This is a genomic window from Sphingobium sp. VMM (assembly GCF_056790315.1).
In genome coordinates this window covers 79,533-97,993 of record NZ_JBXGSI010000016.1, presented here as the reverse complement: position 1 = coordinate 97,993, position 18,461 = coordinate 79,533, and the positions used below count along the sequence as shown (strand labels likewise).

18 protein-coding genes are annotated in these 18,461 nt (G+C 59.0%); 9 read left to right on the top strand and 9 right to left on the bottom strand.

From position 1 onward, the window contains the following. Nucleotides 1–15: 15 nt before the first annotated feature. The 4 genes from ACUCV3_RS19455 to ACUCV3_RS19440 all read left to right on the top strand — a co-directional run bounded on the left by ACUCV3_RS19455 (nucleotide 16) and on the right by ACUCV3_RS19440 (nucleotide 2,681). Nucleotides 16–1,080 carry an AI-2E family transporter gene (locus ACUCV3_RS19455; protein WP_063141498.1) on the top strand — a complete coding sequence of 355 codons (1,065 nt, stop codon included), beginning with the start codon at nucleotides 16–18 and terminating at the stop codon, nucleotides 1,078–1,080. A gap of 115 nt (nucleotides 1,081–1,195) precedes the next feature. Next, the gene (locus tag ACUCV3_RS19450; RefSeq protein WP_234780521.1) at nucleotides 1,196–1,384 is read left to right on the top strand and encodes a hypothetical protein; all 189 of its coding nucleotides are present in this window, start codon (nucleotides 1,196–1,198) and stop codon (nucleotides 1,382–1,384) included. Nucleotides 1,385–1,652: 268 nt separating this feature from the next. Then, nucleotides 1,653–2,138: a hypothetical protein gene (locus ACUCV3_RS19445; protein WP_004209592.1), complete on the top strand. Its 486-nt coding sequence runs from the start codon at nucleotides 1,653–1,655 to the stop codon at nucleotides 2,136–2,138. 396 nt (nucleotides 2,139–2,534) lie between these two features. Continuing rightward, complete coding sequence (locus tag ACUCV3_RS19440; RefSeq protein WP_004209597.1) at nucleotides 2,535–2,681, top strand: lmo0937 family membrane protein; 147 nt, start codon at nucleotides 2,535–2,537, stop codon at nucleotides 2,679–2,681. Nucleotides 2,682–3,549: 868 nt separating this feature from the next. Here the strand turns inward: ACUCV3_RS19440 and ACUCV3_RS19435 are convergent. The 4 genes from ACUCV3_RS19435 to ACUCV3_RS19420 all read right to left on the bottom strand — a co-directional run bounded on the left by ACUCV3_RS19435 (nucleotide 3,550) and on the right by ACUCV3_RS19420 (nucleotide 8,524). Next, nucleotides 3,550–5,190, bottom strand: a complete 1,641-nt coding sequence (locus tag ACUCV3_RS19435) for an FMN-binding glutamate synthase family protein (RefSeq protein WP_482241002.1) — start codon at nucleotides 5,188–5,190, stop codon at nucleotides 3,550–3,552. Further along, nucleotides 5,187–6,896, bottom strand: a complete 1,710-nt coding sequence (locus ACUCV3_RS19430; protein ID WP_072895478.1) for a thiamine pyrophosphate-dependent enzyme — start codon at nucleotides 6,894–6,896, stop codon at nucleotides 5,187–5,189. The genes ACUCV3_RS19435 and ACUCV3_RS19430 overlap by 4 nt, the downstream gene beginning before the upstream one ends. Before the next feature lie 177 nt (nucleotides 6,897–7,073). Continuing rightward, the gene (locus ACUCV3_RS19425) at nucleotides 7,074–8,228 is read right to left on the bottom strand and encodes a hypothetical protein (protein WP_313336540.1); all 1,155 of its coding nucleotides are present in this window, start codon (nucleotides 8,226–8,228) and stop codon (nucleotides 7,074–7,076) included. Between the two features lie 20 nt (nucleotides 8,229–8,248). Then, nucleotides 8,249–8,524 carry a PadR family transcriptional regulator gene (locus ACUCV3_RS19420; protein ID WP_201038990.1) on the bottom strand — a complete coding sequence of 92 codons (276 nt, stop codon included), beginning with the start codon at nucleotides 8,522–8,524 and terminating at the stop codon, nucleotides 8,249–8,251. 201 nt (nucleotides 8,525–8,725) lie between these two features. Here ACUCV3_RS19420 and ACUCV3_RS19415 point away from each other — a divergent pair, with 201 nt between their 5' ends. The 3 genes from ACUCV3_RS19415 (at nucleotide 8,726) to ACUCV3_RS19405 (ending at nucleotide 10,713) form a co-directional block, all read left to right on the top strand. Beyond that, nucleotides 8,726–8,980 (top strand): hypothetical protein, encoded by a 255-nt coding sequence (locus tag ACUCV3_RS19415; RefSeq protein WP_063141512.1) that lies wholly within the window; start codon nucleotides 8,726–8,728, stop codon nucleotides 8,978–8,980. Between the two features lie 190 nt (nucleotides 8,981–9,170). Further along, nucleotides 9,171–10,367, top strand: a complete 1,197-nt coding sequence (locus ACUCV3_RS19410) for a DUF2252 family protein (protein WP_072895472.1) — start codon at nucleotides 9,171–9,173, stop codon at nucleotides 10,365–10,367. Between the two features lie 169 nt (nucleotides 10,368–10,536). Continuing rightward, a complete protein-coding gene (locus ACUCV3_RS19405) occupies nucleotides 10,537–10,713 on the top strand; it encodes a hypothetical protein (RefSeq protein WP_482241001.1) in 177 nt (58 codons plus the stop codon). Between the two features lie 60 nt (nucleotides 10,714–10,773). Here the strand turns inward: ACUCV3_RS19405 and ACUCV3_RS19400 are convergent, their stop codons facing one another. Together ACUCV3_RS19400 and ACUCV3_RS19395 are read right to left on the bottom strand one after the other, a co-directional pair. Then, a complete protein-coding gene (locus ACUCV3_RS19400) occupies nucleotides 10,774–11,253 on the bottom strand; it encodes a DUF1543 domain-containing protein (protein WP_234831485.1) in 480 nt (159 codons plus the stop codon). Between the two features lie 17 nt (nucleotides 11,254–11,270). After that, nucleotides 11,271–12,962 carry an FAD/NAD(P)-binding protein gene (locus tag ACUCV3_RS19395; protein WP_072895469.1) on the bottom strand — a complete coding sequence of 564 codons (1,692 nt, stop codon included), beginning with the start codon at nucleotides 12,960–12,962 and terminating at the stop codon, nucleotides 11,271–11,273. Nucleotides 12,963–13,356: 394 nt separating this feature from the next. Between ACUCV3_RS19395 and ACUCV3_RS19390 the strand changes: the two genes are divergently transcribed. Further along, nucleotides 13,357–14,250, top strand: coding sequence for an SDR family oxidoreductase (locus ACUCV3_RS19390; protein WP_063141850.1), 894 nt, complete (start codon nucleotides 13,357–13,359; stop codon nucleotides 14,248–14,250). A gap of 183 nt (nucleotides 14,251–14,433) precedes the next feature. Here the strand turns inward: ACUCV3_RS19390 and ACUCV3_RS19385 are convergent, their stop codons facing one another. The 3 genes from ACUCV3_RS19385 to ACUCV3_RS19375 all read right to left on the bottom strand — a co-directional run bounded on the left by ACUCV3_RS19385 (nucleotide 14,434) and on the right by ACUCV3_RS19375 (nucleotide 17,923). After that, nucleotides 14,434–15,117, bottom strand: a complete 684-nt coding sequence (locus ACUCV3_RS19385; protein ID WP_063141852.1) for a CDP-alcohol phosphatidyltransferase family protein — start codon at nucleotides 15,115–15,117, stop codon at nucleotides 14,434–14,436. A gap of 695 nt (nucleotides 15,118–15,812) precedes the next feature. Then, nucleotides 15,813–17,549: an ATP-dependent DNA helicase gene (locus ACUCV3_RS19380; RefSeq protein ID WP_482241000.1), complete on the bottom strand. Its 1,737-nt coding sequence runs from the start codon at nucleotides 17,547–17,549 to the stop codon at nucleotides 15,813–15,815. Beyond that, a complete protein-coding gene (locus ACUCV3_RS19375) occupies nucleotides 17,546–17,923 on the bottom strand; it encodes a DUF736 domain-containing protein (protein WP_482240999.1) in 378 nt (125 codons plus the stop codon). The genes ACUCV3_RS19380 and ACUCV3_RS19375 overlap by 4 nt, the downstream gene beginning before the upstream one ends. Before the next feature lie 354 nt (nucleotides 17,924–18,277). On the opposite strand from ACUCV3_RS19375, the gene ACUCV3_RS19370 reads away from it, so the two are divergent. After that, complete coding sequence (locus ACUCV3_RS19370) at nucleotides 18,278–18,460, top strand: DUF3008 family protein (protein ID WP_004209625.1); 183 nt, start codon at nucleotides 18,278–18,280, stop codon at nucleotides 18,458–18,460. Nucleotide 18,461: the final 1 nt, after the last annotated feature.

Genomic DNA, 18,461 nt, shown 5'->3' with positions numbered 1-18,461 from the left:
ACGATCGGAATTTGGATGATTTCGCGCGAGCGTATCGACAATGGAGGATTGATCCTCTTCATCGCCATCTCGACGCTCGGGCTGGGTCTGATTGTTTCCGGTTTCATCTCGGCATTATTGTGGGCTGCTCTGGCGGCCTTGCTCTTTCAGCCGCTTTACAGACGTATCCTGTTCGACTGTCGCGGGCGACGCAACATGGCGGCGGCGTTGACGCTGCTCATCATTATCATAGCTGTCATCATGCCGGCCTTGATAATCGGGAGTCTCGTGATCGAGCAGGCAAGCGGCGTCTACGCAAAGATCAGAAGTGGCCAGATCGACTTTGCGACCTATTTCGGTCAGGTGCATGCTGCTTTGCCGATGCGGTTACAGCATTGGGTGGAGAACGCCGGTTTTGGCACGTTTGAGCGGGCACAAGCCAAGATCTCTCAGGCATTGAGCAACAGCGCGAGCATATTGACGCGGCGCGCATTGACCATAGGCGCGGACGCAGCAGCTTTCGTGCTTTCCTTTGGGGTGGGTCTCTATGTGAGTTTCTTTCTCCTGCGCGATGGGGAGGCGTTAGCATCGCAGATCATCACAAGACTGCCACTTGAACCGACCATTGCCCATCGGATTGCAACCCGCTTCGTGATCGTCGTGCGCGCGACCATAAAGGGATCGGGAATTGTCGCCCTGGCGCAAGGCATGCTGGGCGCAGCAACTTTCTGGATAGTAGGCATGCCTGCCGCCCTTCTATGGGGGGTGCTGATGGCGATTGCCGCCCTGCTACCAGCGATCGGACCTGCGATAATATGGCTGCCGGTAGCGACCTATCTCCTTGCTACGGGCGATTTTTGGCAGGCCGTCATCGTGGTTGCTTCCGGCGTCTTTGTGATCGGTCTTGTCGACAATCTCCTACGGCCCATGCTCGTAGGTCGAGATACCGGTCTGCCGGATTGGCTCATATTGGTGACAACCCTCGGCGGTATCGAAACACTTGGGCTCAGCGGCATCGTGGTTGGGCCGATTGCTGCGGCCTTCTTCCTGACGGGATGGGATATATTGGCAGAGCAGAAAGCCGCTTCCACGCAAGACTGAACAGGGAATTGTTGGATTCCGCATAGCCTCCATGAACGCAAGATCGACCCGGGGGGAACGAAACGGCGATTGCCGCATTGTCGGCGAACCAATGGCGCGCCTTGCAGGATCTTCGATGATGTTCAAATATGTTGCGATCAGGCAGGAAAAGGGCCGCTGGCATATCACCGCTGAGAGCGGGCGACCTGGCGATCCAGTCCTCAATCTCGACAACAGAGGTTATGCCTCGCGCATGGACGCCCTGCAGGCTGCGATGATCTACGCGCAGGACAATCGCCTGGATATTGTCGAGATGGCCCTTTGAGGCGACTGGAAGCCTGCCACGATCTCTCTCTCCCGCATGCTCCGGTCGTTCGCGATGCTGTCCTTGCAGACGCGAATCGCGGAAAAAACTTGAACCGAAATCTGCGGCCATATCGATCGCCAACGAGATGAATATTACGGCTTGCAAAGCCATTGGATGCAGGCCCCTCGCAGCGCGACTGTGCAACCCGTCGCCGCAGTTTGGGAGGGGGCTGCGATATGAGCCATTGTCGGTCGAACTCGTCCATTGAAAACATCAAGGAAAAGGCATGATCTTTAAGTCGATCCTTTTCTCGCGAGATGGTTGGGTGCCCAATAATTCCGCCATCCCGGTCGGGCTGTACCTCGGCGTGGAGCCAAGCGAGAGGACGGATCTGGCCAAAGCCTTCGAGGCACGATTTGCGAGCCATGGCTGGCTGCCTGAGTGGCGTGACAAGATCTATGATTATGATCATTATCACTCGACTGCGCATGAAGTGCTTGGAATGGCCTCGGGTCATGCCACTCTCGCGCTTGGAGGATCGGCCGGATTTGAAATTGCGGTGGCGGCCGGCGATGCGCTGATGCTGCCGGCCGGAACCGGCCACCGCGCAGTCAAGCAGAGTCGGGATTTCCTCGCGGTAGGCGCTTATCCTGTCGGGCAGATCTGGGATATTTGTTGCGTCTCGCCAAGTCAGAGCATGCTGGATCGAATCAGCAGCCTGCCGCCGCCCGAATATGATCCGGTCACCGGCAGCAGAATATATTCACCGTAAAAGGCGGCTCCTCACCGCAACGTGCAATGCCAAGAGACCAGAGCAAATCGGCACATCATCTGTCTGTAGCCTGACATCCTTCACCGTTACGAAGTTTGCTAACGGATTGGACCATTTCAGATCTTTGAGCGTTCATTGCGTCGAGGAGACAGGCCTGATGCAATTTTCCCCCTTAATGCACTTTGTTGAGGCGCGACCCACTCCATTGCCGCACCTGGCCATTTTCGCGGACGCCGAAGAACTGCAGCGGTCGGACGACAATATTTCTTCCCGAGCTTTAACCGGCCAACATGTCGCCATGGGTGGCGCCATTCTGTTAACGGCTCTCCTGTTCGCGCGTGGGCTAAGATGATTTCTGGTTGGAAATTTTCTGCTCGATAAAAAAGGAACGCCTCTATGTTGTGGACAATTCTTCTAGTCCTTCTCGTTCTCTGGGTTCTGGGCGCGTTCGTCATTCCGGTCGGCGGTGGCCTGATCCATCTACTCCTGGTTCTGGCCGTAATCGTTCTGGTCTATCAGTTCGTGACCGGAAGACGAGCCTGATTGGAAAGCCGGGCGCTCAAAATCAGCGATGTGAACCAGCGGAATGTTGGTGGGGCTAGGTGCGAGCAACCGACGCCCCCCAACATTCATCAACGGCAGGAGGCCCAATCACCAATATTCTCTGACCGATCGGAAAGCTTGGCCATAATGACGCCGATCTATCATTTCTCTGCATGGTCAGTTCTACACAAGTGCTTGCTACCTGAGAGCTAGCAGCTAACCCGACAGCGTGCTGCCGGCATTTCGATGGCCGGATCATGCCAGATGATGTCTGCGTGCAGTACCTGGACAGGCCGCTCCGTTGCTAATTCGTTGCGAACGGCAGTGTCAGAATTCGGCGCGCGGGCTTGGAAGTAGCGCATGATTTCTCAGCGGCACGATCAAGGCCTGGCGCAGGATCGGATTTCGCAATATTCGCCAATCCGTTATCAGCCTTCCTGACTTGAACATCCTTGTGTGGCATGCCTACCTTCTTTTTCCAGATATTTTCTTCATAACAATCCATTGCCCATGCGGTTGCAAGGCAAAGAATATACTCCATTTTTCGATGGCTCAAGCCGCAATCAATGAGTCGATTACTCAGTTTTAAGAAGATAGCGATCGATAGGCTGCCGGGTCGTCTTCCGCGCTCTCTAAACTGACATATGCGCGCTGACGCCTCGCTTAGTCTACCCAGCTTGTGGAAAGCCCTCCCGGTTGGGTAGCTCGCTTTTGCTAGACTTCGCTTCTTTCTCGGCTTTCGCGGATATGTTTCGTCCGTCGACGATCAGCGCGAGACACCGGAAATAGTGGCTCGTGCAGCCGCGGGCGAATGCTTTCGGGTGAACTCAATCCAAGGCCAGACCGAGCCGGGCTTGCCGACCATCGATCAGTCTATTTGCCTCTTGAACGAGGTTGCATCAGCCTGTGCCCACCAGCGCGCAAGACGCGGATCGCGAGCGCCATCGAGCAGTTCCCCAGGCTCAACGAAGGGATAAAGTTCATCGAAGGAACGCATCTCAACGGCACTGATCCGCTGGCGCAATCCGTCCGGCGTAAACTCGTCGGGAGAATCGAGGCCGCATGCGACGACGATGTCATGCAGTGCCGACAGGGTGGATTGCTGGAACCGGGCGACACGTTCCGCCTTCTCGGGAATCACCAGACCTCTCTGACGGGCCGGTGACTGCGTCGCCACGCCGGTTGGACAGGTGTCGGTATGGCAGCGCATGGACTGGACGCAGCCGAGCGAGAACATAAAGGCTCGCGCCGCATTGCACCAATCTGCGCCCAGAGCCGCATTCATCGCGATCCCCGCACCCGAACTGACCTTGCCTGACGCCGCCAGTCTGATCTTTCCCTTGAGATTGGTGCCGACAAGTGCATTGCGCGCAAGCATCAGTCCCTCGCGCAGCGGCATGCCGACCCGGTCCGACAATTCGGTGGGAGCTGCCCCCGTGCCACCCTCGGCGCCGTCAATCACGATGAAGTCGATCAGGATGCCGGTCTCGATCATCGCCTTCACCACAGCGAAAAGTTCATGGGGATAGCCTACGCACAATTTGATCCCGACCGGTTTGCCGCAAGAAAGTTCGCGCATCCTTCCAGCAAATTCGACGAGCTGGATCGGCGTAGAAAAGGCGCTGTGCCCAGCGGGGGAGAGGCAATCTTCGCCCATGGGCACGTCGCGGGTCTCGGCGATTTCGCGCGTCACCTTGGCCGCTGGCAATAGTCCGCCATGACCGGGCTTGGCGCCCTGGCTCAGCTTGATCTCCGTCATCTTCACTGCGTCATGGGCGGCCCTATCAGCGAAATGGCTTGGATCAAACTGGCCTTGTCGGTCTCGGCAGCCGAAATAGCCCGACCCTATTTCCCAGACGATGTCACCGCCATGTTTGAGATGATAGGGCGACAGGCCGCCTTCTCCAGTGTCGTGATAGAAAGCACCGATCTTTGCGCCGAGGTTGAGCGCCTCGATAGCATTGCTGCCGAGTGCGCCGAAGCTCATTGCCGAAATATTGAGGCGCGCCGCCTGATAAGGCCGACTGCATTGATCCGTGCCGACATGGACCCGCGTCTCTCTGGGGGCGTCACGCGACGGTGCGATCGAATGAGCGAGCCACTCATATTCGTCGGAATAGACGTCGAGTTCGGTGCCGAATGGATGGGCATCCACCTCGCCCTTGGCGCGAGCGTAGACGAGCGCCCGTTCATCATGGCTGTAGGGTCGCCCATCCAGATCGCTTTCGGCGAAATAGGCCCTGGCAAATGGACGCAACCATTCGAAGAACCAGCGGAAGCGGGCGGAGGCGGGATAGTTTCGACGCAGACTATGATGCGACTGGAACAGATCGGTCAACGCCAGGACCAGGATCGGCGCGAGCACAAGCAACAGCCACAGCGCATGGCGATGATGCCAGCCAATGGCCAGCGCTCCAATCGTGCCGACTAGCCCGATCAGCAGCAGCAGGTTTCGGGACAGCGGACGGTCGCGGGTCAATGCCGCGACCAGATTGGGTCTTTCGCTCACGAGAGAAGATTTCGGATCAGCCCGACCACATCGCGACCGCGTCCGTTCAGCACCGCCTTGGCCGAATAGAGCGCCATGCCCGCAACTTGCCCCACTTCGACCTTGGGCGGCATGACCAGTTCGAACCGATCCGTGACCACATCCAGCAGAGCCGGTCCGGGCGCGGCGAGCCAGTCCTTTACGGCCCCTTCAAGCTGGTCGGCTTGTTCAACGCGCCGGCCCCATAGACCCATCGCCTCGGCCACGCGCGCAAAATCAGGATTGACGAGGTCGGTATAGGCCTCCAGCAGGCCTTCCACCTTCTGCTCGATTTCGACGAAATCGAGTGCACCATTATTGAACACCGCGACCTTGATCGGCAGCTTCTCCTGCACTGCGGTCAGCAGGTCGCCCAACAGCATGGCGATGCCGCCATCGCCCGACAAGGATATCACGGTCCGGTCGGGGAACGCCGCCTTGGCGCCCAGGGCCTGAGGCATCGCATTGGCCATTGTGCCATGGCTCAGGCTGATGACGGTGCGATTGTGCCCGGTGGCCGCGACATGGCGCAGGCACCATACCATCGGCGATCCACCATCGGCGGTGTAGATGCTGTCGGCGGGCGCATGCCGTGAAATCATCTCGGTGAGATATTGGGGATGAATTGCCCCACCTTTGCCGATGGTCGCATGCTTGGCCTCATCCTCAACCGTTCGGGCACGATGAGCTAGGCATTCGTTGAGAAACGCGCGTTCGCTACGCGATGCTATGCGTGGCAGCAGCGCTTCGATCGTTGCAGCAACATCGCCCACGACGCCAAGGTCGACAGGATGGCGTCGTCCCAGATGGCTACCATCTATGTCGACCTGGATGATAGTTGCCTTTTCGGGATAAAATTGCCGCCAGGCAAAATCGCAGCCCAGCAGCAGCAGCGTGTCGCAGGCCATCAGCGCATGATAGCCCGCCTCACCGCCGAATATGCCGGTCATCCCGACATTGAATGCATTGTCATGCTCCAGGAAATCCTTGGCGCGCGAGGTATGGGCGACCGGTGCCTGGAGCGCTTGCGCCAAGGCAATGATCTGATCATGGGCGCCCTCGCAACCCGATCCACCGTAGATGGCGATCTTCTTGCCCTTGGCGATCTTAGCGGCGATGCGGTCGATATCCGCATCGGTCGGGCGTATGAGCGGACGGGCGGGATGAACCGCAAAGGGTGGCTCGTCGGGGGCCTTGGCGCTCGAGACATCCGCAGGCACGATCAGTACCGCCACCCCTTTCTTCGCCAGAGCGGCCTGGGCTGCCATCGCGGTCTTGCGCCGTGCCTGTGCGGGCGTCCTGATCTCTTCACAGAATACGCTGCAGCTCTGGTAGATTGACCGGAAGTCGACCTCCTGTGGGAAGTCGAAGCCCAGCTCATCGCGAACGATCTGGCTGGCAATCAGGACCACGGGCGCGCGATTGCGGTGGGATTCGAACAGGCCATTGATGAAGTGGAGACTGCCGGGGCCGCAGGAGCCCGCACACAGGGCCAATTCGCCGGTCAGCATCGAGTCTGCCCCCGCTGCAAATCCGCCCGCCTCCTCGTGGCGCACATGAACCCAGCGAATGTCGCTTTTGCGGATGGCATCAGTCACATGGTTGAGGGTGTCGCCCGGGACGCCGTAGCATCGCCTAGCCCCGGCTGCCGCGAGCGTCTCCACGATTACCTGCGCCACTGTGGTCATGAACTGTTCCCCGATAGCATCTTGAGATGCAGGGGTAAGCGGCGAGCGGCACCCATGTTCCGTTACAAATGAGTTATGTTGAACGGCGCTCGGTCGTCTGGTGGCTGCCTGGCACCTCTTTCCGTTACAACGGGCTGCCCCTCGTCAGCTGCGAGCCGATAGAAGCGCCACACGCCATCAGGCAAGCGCGACGCTCAACGGGCCATCCGTGGGCATATCATCGATAGCGCCGCACTTGGGGGCAGTAGCCAGGGCGTTGGCACTGGAGAATTTCGGCAGCGCCAGCAGGCTCAGCGCATAGCCGATGATGGCGCTACCGCCATAGCCCACAACCGGCGTCGGATAATTGCCCAGGGCAGCCGCCAGGATCGCGGCGAACCAGACGGCGCCGAATGCGACATAGATTGCGCGGCTCTGGGCAGCCCGGCGCCAACCAATGACTGAAGGGACGACGAGCAGCATCAAGCCGCCCAATACCGCCAGTCCCGCAACGGCATGAAGGTCGAACGATGAATAGAGAATCTGATCGACATAGGGTACTGCGGGCAGTCTGTCGGCACGGATCAGCGTTGCCGCAAAGCTCGCGGCGCTGGCAGCAAGTGCGGTGCACACATGTCGATCGGGGCGCATGACTGCAAGCGCGGTTAGGCAGATCACGAGCATCGCCGCCATCGCGCGATCGGGCTGAAGCGCCATTGCGACCGCAGCCGCGACGATGCTGACAGTCGCGGGGACGTTTCGAAAACGCGAAAATGCGACGAGCATTGTCGGCAAGAGGATCAGACTTGGCTGCATCGCCAATCCTCCCCAATAAACCCAGCGCGCTATTCCATCGGCTTGGGAGCCGAAAAGAGCTGTTGCCAACAATGCGCCTGCCATCATGAGGTTTGCCCCGTCCGTCCAACCTTGCCCCGATCGGGCCGCGCGTTCCAGCAGCAGCAGCAGAGTCAAGCCGATGATCAAGGCGCCCAGATTCACCCCAAGATAGCGCATCGGCGCGCCGGCGATCGCCATATAGGCAGTGCCGAGCAGGACAGCGCTGGTCAGACAGACGATGCCCAGCGCACGGGGACGACGTGTAGCGGCGTTGACGATATGCATGATGATCAATCCTTCCGGACGGGAAACATGGTCACCAACAGGCGAGGCGAAGATGGTCAGCAGGCGGGATGCGACCGCACGCGGCATGAGCCCACATAGGCTACCGAGCGTGAATAAGAGAGCCTCGCTGTCATCCGGGATGGCAGCGGCTTCGCAACGGATCGCCCATCCCCATGGCTGCAAAGGCGTGGGCAGCGTAGCTTGCAGCGCACGACAGGCCAGATCGATCAAGCGGCGACGAAGCCCTATGCTCATATGGTTGCCTGCCGGCTGCGCACGGCAGTTGTGACCGGATGACCGGGAGGATTGGCGCGGGCAAGCTGCACACCGCTCGCCGTCAACCGGTAGGCGTGCCGTGGCGGGCGGCCCGCTTCAACTGGCTGCTGCCATTCTGCTTCCAGATGTCCCTGAGCTTCCAGGCGGATGAGGAGCGGATAGAGTGTGCCGGATTTCACATCAGCGCGGCGCGCCAATTCATAACCGTGCGACCATTGGCCATCGGCATCGAGCAGGACGGCAAGTACCATCCGGGCGTGAGAGGACAAGGAACGTGTTCGAGGCATGATGAATAAATCTACCTATATAGATTTATTGTCAAGCTTCCATCGGAATGTAGCATGGAAGCACACCATAATGTTGCTTGAGATTGACCGATTGCCAATCGTCCCACTAGGTTCTCCAAACGGAATTGATGACAGGCTTTTCGCACCATCTGAGCAGGAAAAGGCATGACGGAAGAAGAAGCTTACGCGCTCAGACTGCAATCCGTCGCCGCCACCAAGCTGGCGCAGACTACGCTTGAATTTGCCATCAACATGGCGCGATTGCAGGGATTGTCCCTCGATTTGGAAGGCGCTGCCCAAGCGCATCTCAATTGTGAACTGAATCACAGCCTCGACCCGAAAAGCCTGGCAATAGAAGGTGACGCGCGCATGATTGTCGCAGAAACGCTCCTCGCTTTCGCGCGCAAGTCGGGCTGCTGATCGCCGGCCTCGCAAAAGACCTGTCGCTGCGGCTGACCAGGTTTCCGGAGAGCTTGGCCAGAGCAGCATCCGATCCATCATTTTGTGCAGCAAGGCATGTTACAGCCCTCATGCCAGTCACCGGCCCAGCTTGAAAAGCCCATCGCAAAAGCTAACGGAACGGCACAAATTGTTGCTCGTTCATGTCTCAATGAAGCCATTCGCACCTGCAGAACGCATTCCCTATCTCCATGCCCGTCGTGACCTCAAAATGGCACGGTCGGCCCATGCTTATGTGCGGGGCAACACTGCACGTTTCTACGAATGGCTGGAAGATAGCAGGCTTGCCCGGATCGTCCCGGAAGGGCCCGCGATCTGGATCTGCGGGGACTGCCATCTTGGCAATCTTGGTCCGTTAGCGGATAGCGACGGCAATGTCGCGATCCAGATACGCGATCTTGATCAGGCAGTCATCGGCAATCCCGCTCATGATCTCATCCGCCTTGGTCTGTCACTTGCGACTGCGGCGCGCGGTTCCGATCTTCCAGGCGTAATCACCGCTCGCATGCTGGAAGAGATGATTGCGGGCTACGCCGAAGCCTTTTCCGACCCGGACCAGGACGAGCGGGAGGCCCAGCAGGAACCTGATGCGGTGCGCACGGTTCGCCGCCGTGCTCTCAACCGCAAATGGCGTCATCTGGCCAAAGAGCGGCTGGAGGCGATTGAACCCTGTATTCCTCTTGGCAAGCGATTTTGGCCGCTCGATGAAAAGGAATATGCGGCCCTGCGCGATGTCGTGATCCATCCGCCTGTCAGCGCGATGATCCTGTCTCTCGATCATCGCGGGAAAGAACGCACACCTATCATGGCGGACGCTGCCTATTGGATGAAGGGTTGCAGTTCGCTTGGCCTTCTGCGGTTTGCCGCGGTCGTCACCTTGGAAGGAAAAAAGCGCACCGATCATGCGCTGGTCGATCTCAAGGAAGCTGTTCAACCTGTCGCGCCGATCGCGTCCGGAGCCTGCATGCCGGATGATCCTGCTGAACGCGTGCTGGCAGCAGCACGCGCCTTGTCTCCGCATCTGGGCGAGCGCATGGCCACAGCAAGGATGCTTGGACATTCGATCTTCGTTCGCGAACTGATGCCGCAAGACCTCAAGATCGAGGCAGAACAATTTTCTCGGGGCGAGGCCCTAAAAGCCGCGCGATATCTCGCCTTCGTTGTGGGAAAAGCCCATGCTCGACAAATGGACAAAGCGACACGCCGCACATGGCTCACGACTTTGCGCAACGGCCGGTCAAAAGGCATGGACGCGCCATCCTGGTTGTGGCGGGCCGTAGTTGCCTTGGCGGCGCGACATGAAGCAGGCTATCTCGACCATTGTCGCATTTATGCGCTGGCGCGCTGAGACATCTTTAGCCTGGGAAGGATGCTCAGCCGTGCGGACGTGCCGACTGCGCTCAGTAAAATCACACTGATCGAGATTAAAGCGACAGCGGCGACCGGGAACGCCCCTCTTGGCTAGGGATTGTCCTTCTGGCGGGACAATATTTGTCTCGAGCAGATTGGAGAGTATCATGAGCATTGAAGGCAAGGCCAAGGAAGCCGCCGGCTACGTGAAGGAAGAAGCTTTCGAGCATGGCAAATCGCCTGAAAGCCAGAAGAAGGCCCAGGAGGGTCGCGACCTTCGCAACGAAGGTAGGATGGAAGATGGCAAGCCACCCAAGACCGACAAGCCCGGCACCGGCGCCTGACGGTCCTCCGCGCGAAAATCGCCGCCCCGGGCAGGGGCGGCGATTTTCATTGGAGTGCCTCTATTTTAGCGGTTTGTAGCTGCATTTGAATTTTAACGGGCGGGCTGGCAGGCTCGGCGTCAAATGGATGTGGAGCTGCTCCCCGACCATCGTGTCGAGCGCGAAAGCCTGCTCCGCCTCATACATGTCGTCACGATGGGCGTCCTTCCATCCAGCCACGGCCTCGATCGCCTTTGCCTTCGCCCGCGACAGGCTGGTTGCCACGACGAACATGTTGCGATGCTGCTCCGCGAAGTCGGTCGGGTCATACCCTCCCAGATTGACATAATATAGCCTCTCGGCGCCCGTCCATCGCTCGGGGCGCAAAGTGACATTGTAGCCATCGGCATGATCGATCACAGCCCAGCAGTCTATGTGCAGCGTGCCTGGCGTGCCCCACCATTGCTCCCGCAATGCTGCATGGGTGTCCGTGATCGTATCAGCGACGACAAACCGCATATCGTGGATTTCGATATGGGCCCTGGGATGTTCGCCGCCCACATATATCGCAAAAAGCTTCATATCAGTGCTCCGGGCTGGTGCTCGGGTCGTACAGGCGATCGCGATGGGCGTATCGCGATCGCGCAAGCCAGGTCGGCGCCGACTACCATCCCCATTTCATGGGAGCTGGTGATGCCCTGGACAAAGGGATGGCGACCAAGAATGAAAGGCAGGCTTAGACAGAATATGCGTCGCGCCGCCGGGTCGTCAGAGACAGGATGATAGCGCTCGTCGATTGCGACACCTTTGACGCTGCAGCCTTGCGTGTCTGCGGCATTTTGGACGATTTCTTGTTCGATCAAGGTTGGGAAGGGGAATGCGTCAACATCGAGTGGACGCTGTCCGGTTGCTTCGATGAACACAGGGTAATGGTCATCTTCGCCATCAATCAACACATGCACACCGGAATCGGCTTGATGACTATCGATTCTGTAATTTTCTCCCAATGCCTTCACATCCAATTTTTTTGCCTGATGTAGTGCTATCAGGCGTTCGATGGAAAGGTGTGGCACTGTTGCATAGTCGTCGATGAATATCGGCTTTAGAAAGCGGTCAAACCGCTCGAGTTCATCTTCATCAAGGTGCGGAACGATCAGTGCCATCACCTCATGCATCCGCAAGATGGCATAGCGCCATGGAACGGTGACTTCCTTGGCGAAGTTGCGCTTGGCTTCTGCCAGGTTGGTCGCTGCCCACTCAAATGGATCGACGTTGGCGCGCTCTCCAAAATAGCGATCCGAAAACTGTTCGGGCGCGAGGTCTGCAAGCATGATGCGTTTCGCATAATCCGGGTCAGCCTCCTGCAGCTCCTGCCGGAAAAGCGCGTAGGCTCGACGGAGAATATCGCCTTCTCCATCCTCGATCAGGCTTGTGATCGCTGCTTCCGTGCAGATCGAAAGCGGTATGTAGGGGATGGTATGGTAGAAATCAGCTTCCGGAAGCAGGCCCTTGCGCGACATCATCGTTATCTGAAGCTTTTCATGGCCGGGCTTTGACCGATATGTCAAAGCTCCGCCGTTCCGGCATTCGAACTGACCGTGGGCGACAGCCAGAGCCACCGCGGCATCAATGGCCGTCAGTGAGCTTCCGCGCAGCCCAACCTTTGTAGCGGAAATTCGCTGCAGCGCGCTTGCCGGCCATGGGCTCAGATAATAGCCGGGTCGCACTTCGGGCTCTTCGGGCCACTGATGCCCAGTCGCCAGGACGACATAATCAAACCACTCGATTGACTGGGGCAAGCGGGCAGGGGCGATCATCAGCTTCAGGCTGTCTCCTTCAACTTCAATGTCGACTACCTTGGTTCGCGCGCGGACATGAACGTCGATCCCCTTCAAACGGGCGCGCTCGACCAGTTGGGTGAACTGGTCGAGAAAGAACCGGCCGAGCGCTACCCGCGGGTAAAAAGCCCGTTCGTCGACGCCTGATCGATCAATGCCGAGTGCACGAAGCCGATCCTCATCCTGGCGGCCGAGCCAATCGATCAACGTTTCTGCCAGAGGCGGAATTTCGACGCTCGCAATGTTGGACAGCATGGCGGGATCATTCCAGCCTGGCCGATATGGGGTGCCCAGACCTGGCTGAGATTGCAGTTCAAATATGGTGATATTGGCGTCAGGCCGGCCTGGTAAATTGCCTAGGGCTTCAATCAGCGCGTTCAACGTATAGATGGTGGTCGGACCTGCGCCGACGAAAGCGATTGCGGTAGCCATGTCAGTGCAATTCCCGTGGCGCCATTGAGTGCCATGGTAACTGCCATAGTTGATGCGAATTAAGCTCTTTTCCTGTTAGCGCCACGCGGTATCGGCACCGTATGAGCTCGCAGAACAGGACCTCAAAGCCCGGCCTCCCGCCCTCCGCCACGACAGATCGCCTCAGCTGAACGCCGTTTTCACCACGGATGATGCATCTAGCATGCGCGTCTTGCGCCGATATGAACTCTACCATCGTTTAAAGGCGCGCGCCGCCGCCATCGCAACTGCTCCCGCCGATCGGTCTACGCAGCTCATTCACTGGAACCAGATGCCCTTGCGGCTCGTAAATTGCCCTGTCGCCTCAGGAGGCAACCCGGACAATGTCCATCATTCCACTCAGCAAGGAGCGAACATGGCAGAGCGTCTCACCATGCAGGACCCGCGCGCGCAATATCCCAAGCCGCCATTTCCAGAGCAGCCGCAACCGGTCCCCGGCATCGCAGCAAACATGGATCCAAAGCCTGATCATGGCGAGGACAGCTATGTCGGTTCAGGAAAGCTCAAGGGCCGCAAGGCGCTCGTTACCGGTGGCGATAGCGGCATCGGCCGGGCTGCAGCCATTGCCTTTGCGCGAGAAGGCGCCGATGTCGCCATCTCCTATCTTCCAAGTGAAGAAGCTGACGCAAAGGCAGTGGTCGCCCTCATCGAGGCTGAAGGGCGCACGGCCGTGGCGCTACCGGGCGACATCACCGATGAGAGCTGGTGCCGCAAACTTGTCGATGAAACGCTCTCTGGCCTAGGCGGCCTCGACATCCTCGTCATCAATGCTGGTCATCAACAATATCGCGATGATGTGACAGCCGTGAGCTCGGAAGATTTCGACCGTACGCTCAAGACCAATCTCTATGCCATGCATTGGATCACGCAGGCGGCGGTTCCTCATCTACCTGCTGGCGCATCCGTGATCACCACCGCCTCGGTGCAAGCCTATGAGCCGTCGGCCATTCTCCTGGACTATGCCACGACCAAAGCCGGCATCGTCGCCTATACCAAGGCGCTGGCAAAGCAGCTGATCGAGAAGGGCATCCGCGCCAATGTGGTGGCGCCCGGTCCATTCTGGACCGTGCTGCAGCCCAGCGGGGGGCAGCCGCAGGAAAAGGTCAGACAGTTCGGCGAGCAGAGCCAGTTCGGTCGTCCTGGCCAGCCAGTCGAGATTGCGCCCGTTTATGTGCTGCTTGCCTCGCAGGAGGGCAGTTATATCACGGGCGAAGTCTATGGTGTGACGGGAGGCGCCGGTATCGCGTGATGCAAATAACGGCCCCGCATCACTGTGGGGCCGTTATGGCAGTGAATATCCGGGAACGTGCCTTAAGGGAATGAATTGCCCTGGGCGTTGCCGGAAACCAGCTGGAAGGGAAGCGACCATTTGCGTCGTTCATGCTACGGTTTCTAAATCTGCAATCCGCCATCGCCCCTGAGACGCTGCTTTTCACCCTTCCCAGCGCTCGGAGCGCGCCAGCCGCCGGCCCGTGGTCAAGGTCTGAATGACGAAAAGAAGAATAAGAATAAAGCCTGCTGCCCCGACAAACAGGTCGAAGCCCGACAGGCGCCCAAAATATCCTGGACCAGAACCCAAAACCATCATCATCAGCGTGAGCGCGATAAGCATCAATCTCAATTCGGTCGGGCCCGCTGCGAGATATGACAGCTTGAACTCTCCTAGCACGCGCGCAGCAAGATAAGCGTGGATCGAGAGCAGCAAATATCCAGCAAGCGCCACCATCGCGATGTCCATGGTGACGAACGGACTGAGGCCGATGCCGGCAAGGATGAGTAGGGTCGCAAGCCCATCGCAACTATGATCGATGAAATAGCCATAGGAAGGACGCTCAATGCGGCGAAAGCGAGCGATGCTCCCGTCCATTGAATCCCCAAACCATTGGACGACATAACCAACAATGGCGAGCGACAGCCACGATGTGTGTAGATTGCTTGCCACATAGCCTATGAAAATCAAACATGCACCGAACATGCCCAAGGCCGTCAGGCGATCGGGGGTGACGTACTGCGGCATTTGAGCGCATAACCAGTTCAGCAATTTCCGCTCTTTCGCGGCAAGCCAATTCTCTTGGATGCGGGAAAGGGCGGCTAAATTCTTTAGGGGAATTGTCATAGTCCCTTATGAAGCCATGAGCCTCACTGGGCAATGTGAGAATGGCGATACCTCCCGTCACTTCCAAGGCATATGCCTGATGGCAGCTTGCGACCGATTCCGTTGTTCCCAGCGCCTCTTCAAGTTTGCTTAGGGAGAATTGGAAACAGTCCGCTATCTACCCGTCACTGCAATCACGCTCGGGTTTAGCTTCGCGACTTTTTGGGCAAATTATCTGGGAATCTTCCTGCTGTCGCGGCACCGCTCGGACCTCTATCTGGACGATCACTAGTCGGAGCCGGGGCGTCGGGCTCGTCGATGTCTGTGGTACGTATGGCAGGGCTTCCGAGCCCTTCCCCAGCGATCGTTGCGCTACTATCTCCCGGCGAGACCTTCTGGGCGGCCTTCCGGTTGGTGCGCTCGCCAGCGCCGGTGTCCTCTGGACCGTCGGTAGTTTTAGGTGTCGTGGGCATCATCGATATCCTTTTTCGACTCATCGTCGAAACAAACAAAGCGCGCGCGCAATTGGTTTCACGATCGAGGCGACACTGATCTCCGACCGTCCGCTCCCGACCGTCGATCGCTGTTTGCCGGGGCGCCCGGCGCCGGCCCCCTACAGCGGTTGGTCCACTTCTAGGCGGGAACGCTGCCCGGCGCGAACCAATCGAATTGTTTGATGCCGCCACTTTTTACCCTGCCAGGATGAAGGCCCAGCCTCATCCCAGACCAGCGTCTTTCCTAGCGCCAGCTGCAAGTGCCGGGGCCTTGGCCTGAAATATGGCCGTCTGAACTTGGCCGGTCCGCTCACCGATCGCAGCCACGAGCCTGTCGCGATCATTAGTGTATATGGTGGCGGACAGCTTTGCTCGGGAGATCCCTACATAGAAGGACTTCTGATCGACCAGGTTGGTCGCTCTGCTGTCGGCATGGATGATGACGTGGTCGGCGGTCCTGCCCTGCGCCGCAAAGGCGGTATCGACATAGGCATGGGCAATATGCCGGTCGCGGGCGGAATCGAGATGGAGCGTTTCGATCTTCCCACGTCCAGTCTGGACCGTGGCGGTGCGCGCCTCTTGATCAACCGCAAGGACTTGCGCACGGGCGCCATTCACCCGCCCCGTCTCGCGGTCATTGCGGGTGAACCGGATCGTATCGCCGGCCTTGAGGTCGATCGACTGGGCCAAGAAAGCCTGAGCATGACCTGCCCCCCATTGCCGCAGGCGCCAGTCCACCGCGCGCCCATCCTCGGCCCTGAGCGTGATGGCAGCCTTGACCGGATCTATGCTCTCGACGCGATAGGCTTCTCCCCGCGCCACCCCCTTATCGGCATAGTCACGAGTGAAGCTGACGACGTCGCCCTTGTCGTAACTCAGCGGAGCGCGCGCATCGGCTCGGGTGAGCCCCTTGTTGGTGAGGCTTTCCACGGCAACGGCGGGACCGGTCAATATCTCCGATCGAGCGAGGGCGGTGCGAATGTCTGCGGTCAGCACATCGCGCCCTTCGCGCGACGGCTCGATGATGATGGTGCGGGCACGTCCTGTCTTGTCGAGCGCGGCATATCGCTGGGCGATGGCAGCAAAGCGCTCATTCCGATCCGCGTTTTCTATGACCTGCCCGCCACCTCGATCCAGCGCTGCCATGGCTTTTCTGGCATCCCCATCGATCGACGCCAGCACCGCTTCCTTGGTGGCACCATTGGTCTGTCGCACAATCTCGGCCAGCCTGGCGGTCTCCATGCCAGCGTCCTGCAATTGGGCAAAGGCCGCGCCTGCCTCGACTGAACCCAACTGCTTTACATCCCCGACAAGCAGGATGCGGGCATCATGCTTGGCTGCAAGCTCGAACAGTCGCGCCATATCGTGAGCCGACAACAGGGATGCTTCATCCACGATCCACGCGGCAGGTCGACCAATATCGCCACGCTGCGGTGATAACAGGTGTCGGGCCACGGTATCGCCATTTGTGCCCAGCGCCTGCCCAAGCACCATCGCCGCTGATGCGGTGGGCGCAAGTGCGGTGATCGACACGCCTCGCGCCGCAGCCTCACAGGCAAAGGTCGCCAGTACAGTCGTGGTTTTGGCCGTGCCGGCATAGCCCTGCAGAGCCGTGATCCGGTTGCAACTGTTCAGGAGGTTCTGGGTGGCAGAGCGCTGATCGGGGTTCCAGCCGAAACCTGCGCGCTCGGCTTGCGCTGCAGCGTTGGCAACCGCCTTTGCGGCCGCAAGTGGGGATGCGATTGGGGCAAGTCCCCCACGCCCGTCCGCTTCGATCCGCAGCATCCTGGTTTCGGTCTCGACATTCTGCCGGGTGGTGAACCCGGAAAATTCGGCGCCGCGCCGGTCGATATAGACACGTTCCAGCAAATCCCCCTTCTTCGTGGCCAAATCGATTGCGGCCCCGATCTGCTCGTAGCCGATCCGGCCCAGCCCGATCCGTCCAGCCTCCTGTCTCAACGTGGCCTCGGAAAATAGCGACTGCCGCTCTCCCAGACTGGCGGCGGCATGGGCGACAGCGCGGGCTGCGCCATTCTCGCCCTCAAACGCCATCCTGGCGCGATGAGAAGGATCGGCCATTCTGGCCTGGTCCCGAATTCCGGGGCCGAGAGAACGACCGAGACATATTCGGCACCGGTCGACTGGGCGAATTTCCTCCAGCCAGCACCGAGCTCGAAACCATTGCTGCGGCTGATGATCCGGTAATCGGGCTCCGCCTCCTTCGATTTGCGGGCGTTGGGCACAACGGTGATGGGGGCACTGATGGTCAGGGTGGCGAGCGTGCCTTCAAGGCTATCGCCCTTGACGATGAGGTTCGCGACGATGGTAGCCATGATGTGATCTCCTTGTCTGCTCGGGACCATTCCCGATGTCCAAGCCCAGGGGGCAGCTGATTACCGACGTCACGGATGGCTATGGCATCCGGGAACCTCCTCGCGGGGTTGACGGCATGAGGTAATCACGCTGCTCCAAGGCCAGGATGAGGGAGAATGGGGCTGGGCAGACAGATGGCGTCAGGTCTGCCTTCACCATGCTCCGAGCCAAGATCCACAGCCTGTGGCACTCTCACAGCAGTCCTGAGAACCCGCGAGTGGACCTGGTTCGACTGTTGGGACAGGAGGGCGGCATGCTGGCACCAATGCAGGGATGATGCGTTTCTGGGCTATCTGATGTTGGGAGATGAGGATATGCCTGCAACCTCCAAGGCGCAGCAAAAGGCGGCCGGTGCCGCTCTTGCCGCCAAGCGCGGCGATCAACCCAAATCGAAGTTGCGCGGCGCTTCAAAGCAAATGGAAGAATCGATGACCGAGAAGCAGCTCGAGGAATTTGCGAGCATAGCTCGCAAGAAGCTGCCCGCCAAGAAAGGCTGAC

Coding starts and splice junctions, on each gene's coding strand:
- ACUCV3_RS19395 (WP_072895469.1), bottom strand. CDS start 12,962: ATGGCTACCGCAATCGCTTTCGTCGGCGCAGGTCCGACCACCATCTAT.
- ACUCV3_RS19450 (WP_234780521.1), top strand. CDS start 1,196: ATGATGTTCAAATATGTTGCGATCAGGCAGGAAAAGGGCCGCTGGCAT.
- ACUCV3_RS19440 (WP_004209597.1), top strand. CDS start 2,535: ATGTTGTGGACAATTCTTCTAGTCCTTCTCGTTCTCTGGGTTCTGGGC.
- ACUCV3_RS19370 (WP_004209625.1), top strand. CDS start 18,278: ATGCCTGCAACCTCCAAGGCGCAGCAAAAGGCGGCCGGTGCCGCTCTT.
- ACUCV3_RS19385 (WP_063141852.1), bottom strand. CDS start 15,117: ATGACAATTCCCCTAAAGAATTTAGCCGCCCTTTCCCGCATCCAAGAG.
- ACUCV3_RS19390 (WP_063141850.1), top strand. CDS start 13,357: ATGGCAGAGCGTCTCACCATGCAGGACCCGCGCGCGCAATATCCCAAG.
- ACUCV3_RS19420 (WP_201038990.1), bottom strand. CDS start 8,524: ATGGTACTTGCCGTCCTGCTCGATGCCGATGGCCAATGGTCGCACGGT.
- ACUCV3_RS19375 (WP_482240999.1), bottom strand. CDS start 17,923: ATGGCTACCATCGTCGCGAACCTCATCGTCAAGGGCGATAGCCTTGAA.
- ACUCV3_RS19410 (WP_072895472.1), top strand. CDS start 9,171: ATGAAGCCATTCGCACCTGCAGAACGCATTCCCTATCTCCATGCCCGT.
- ACUCV3_RS19405 (WP_482241001.1), top strand. CDS start 10,537: ATGAGCATTGAAGGCAAGGCCAAGGAAGCCGCCGGCTACGTGAAGGAA.
- ACUCV3_RS19445 (WP_004209592.1), top strand. CDS start 1,653: ATGATCTTTAAGTCGATCCTTTTCTCGCGAGATGGTTGGGTGCCCAAT.
- ACUCV3_RS19430 (WP_072895478.1), bottom strand. CDS start 6,896: ATGACCACAGTGGCGCAGGTAATCGTGGAGACGCTCGCGGCAGCCGGG.
- ACUCV3_RS19455 (WP_063141498.1), top strand. CDS start 16: ATGATTTCGCGCGAGCGTATCGACAATGGAGGATTGATCCTCTTCATC.
- ACUCV3_RS19415 (WP_063141512.1), top strand. CDS start 8,726: ATGACGGAAGAAGAAGCTTACGCGCTCAGACTGCAATCCGTCGCCGCC.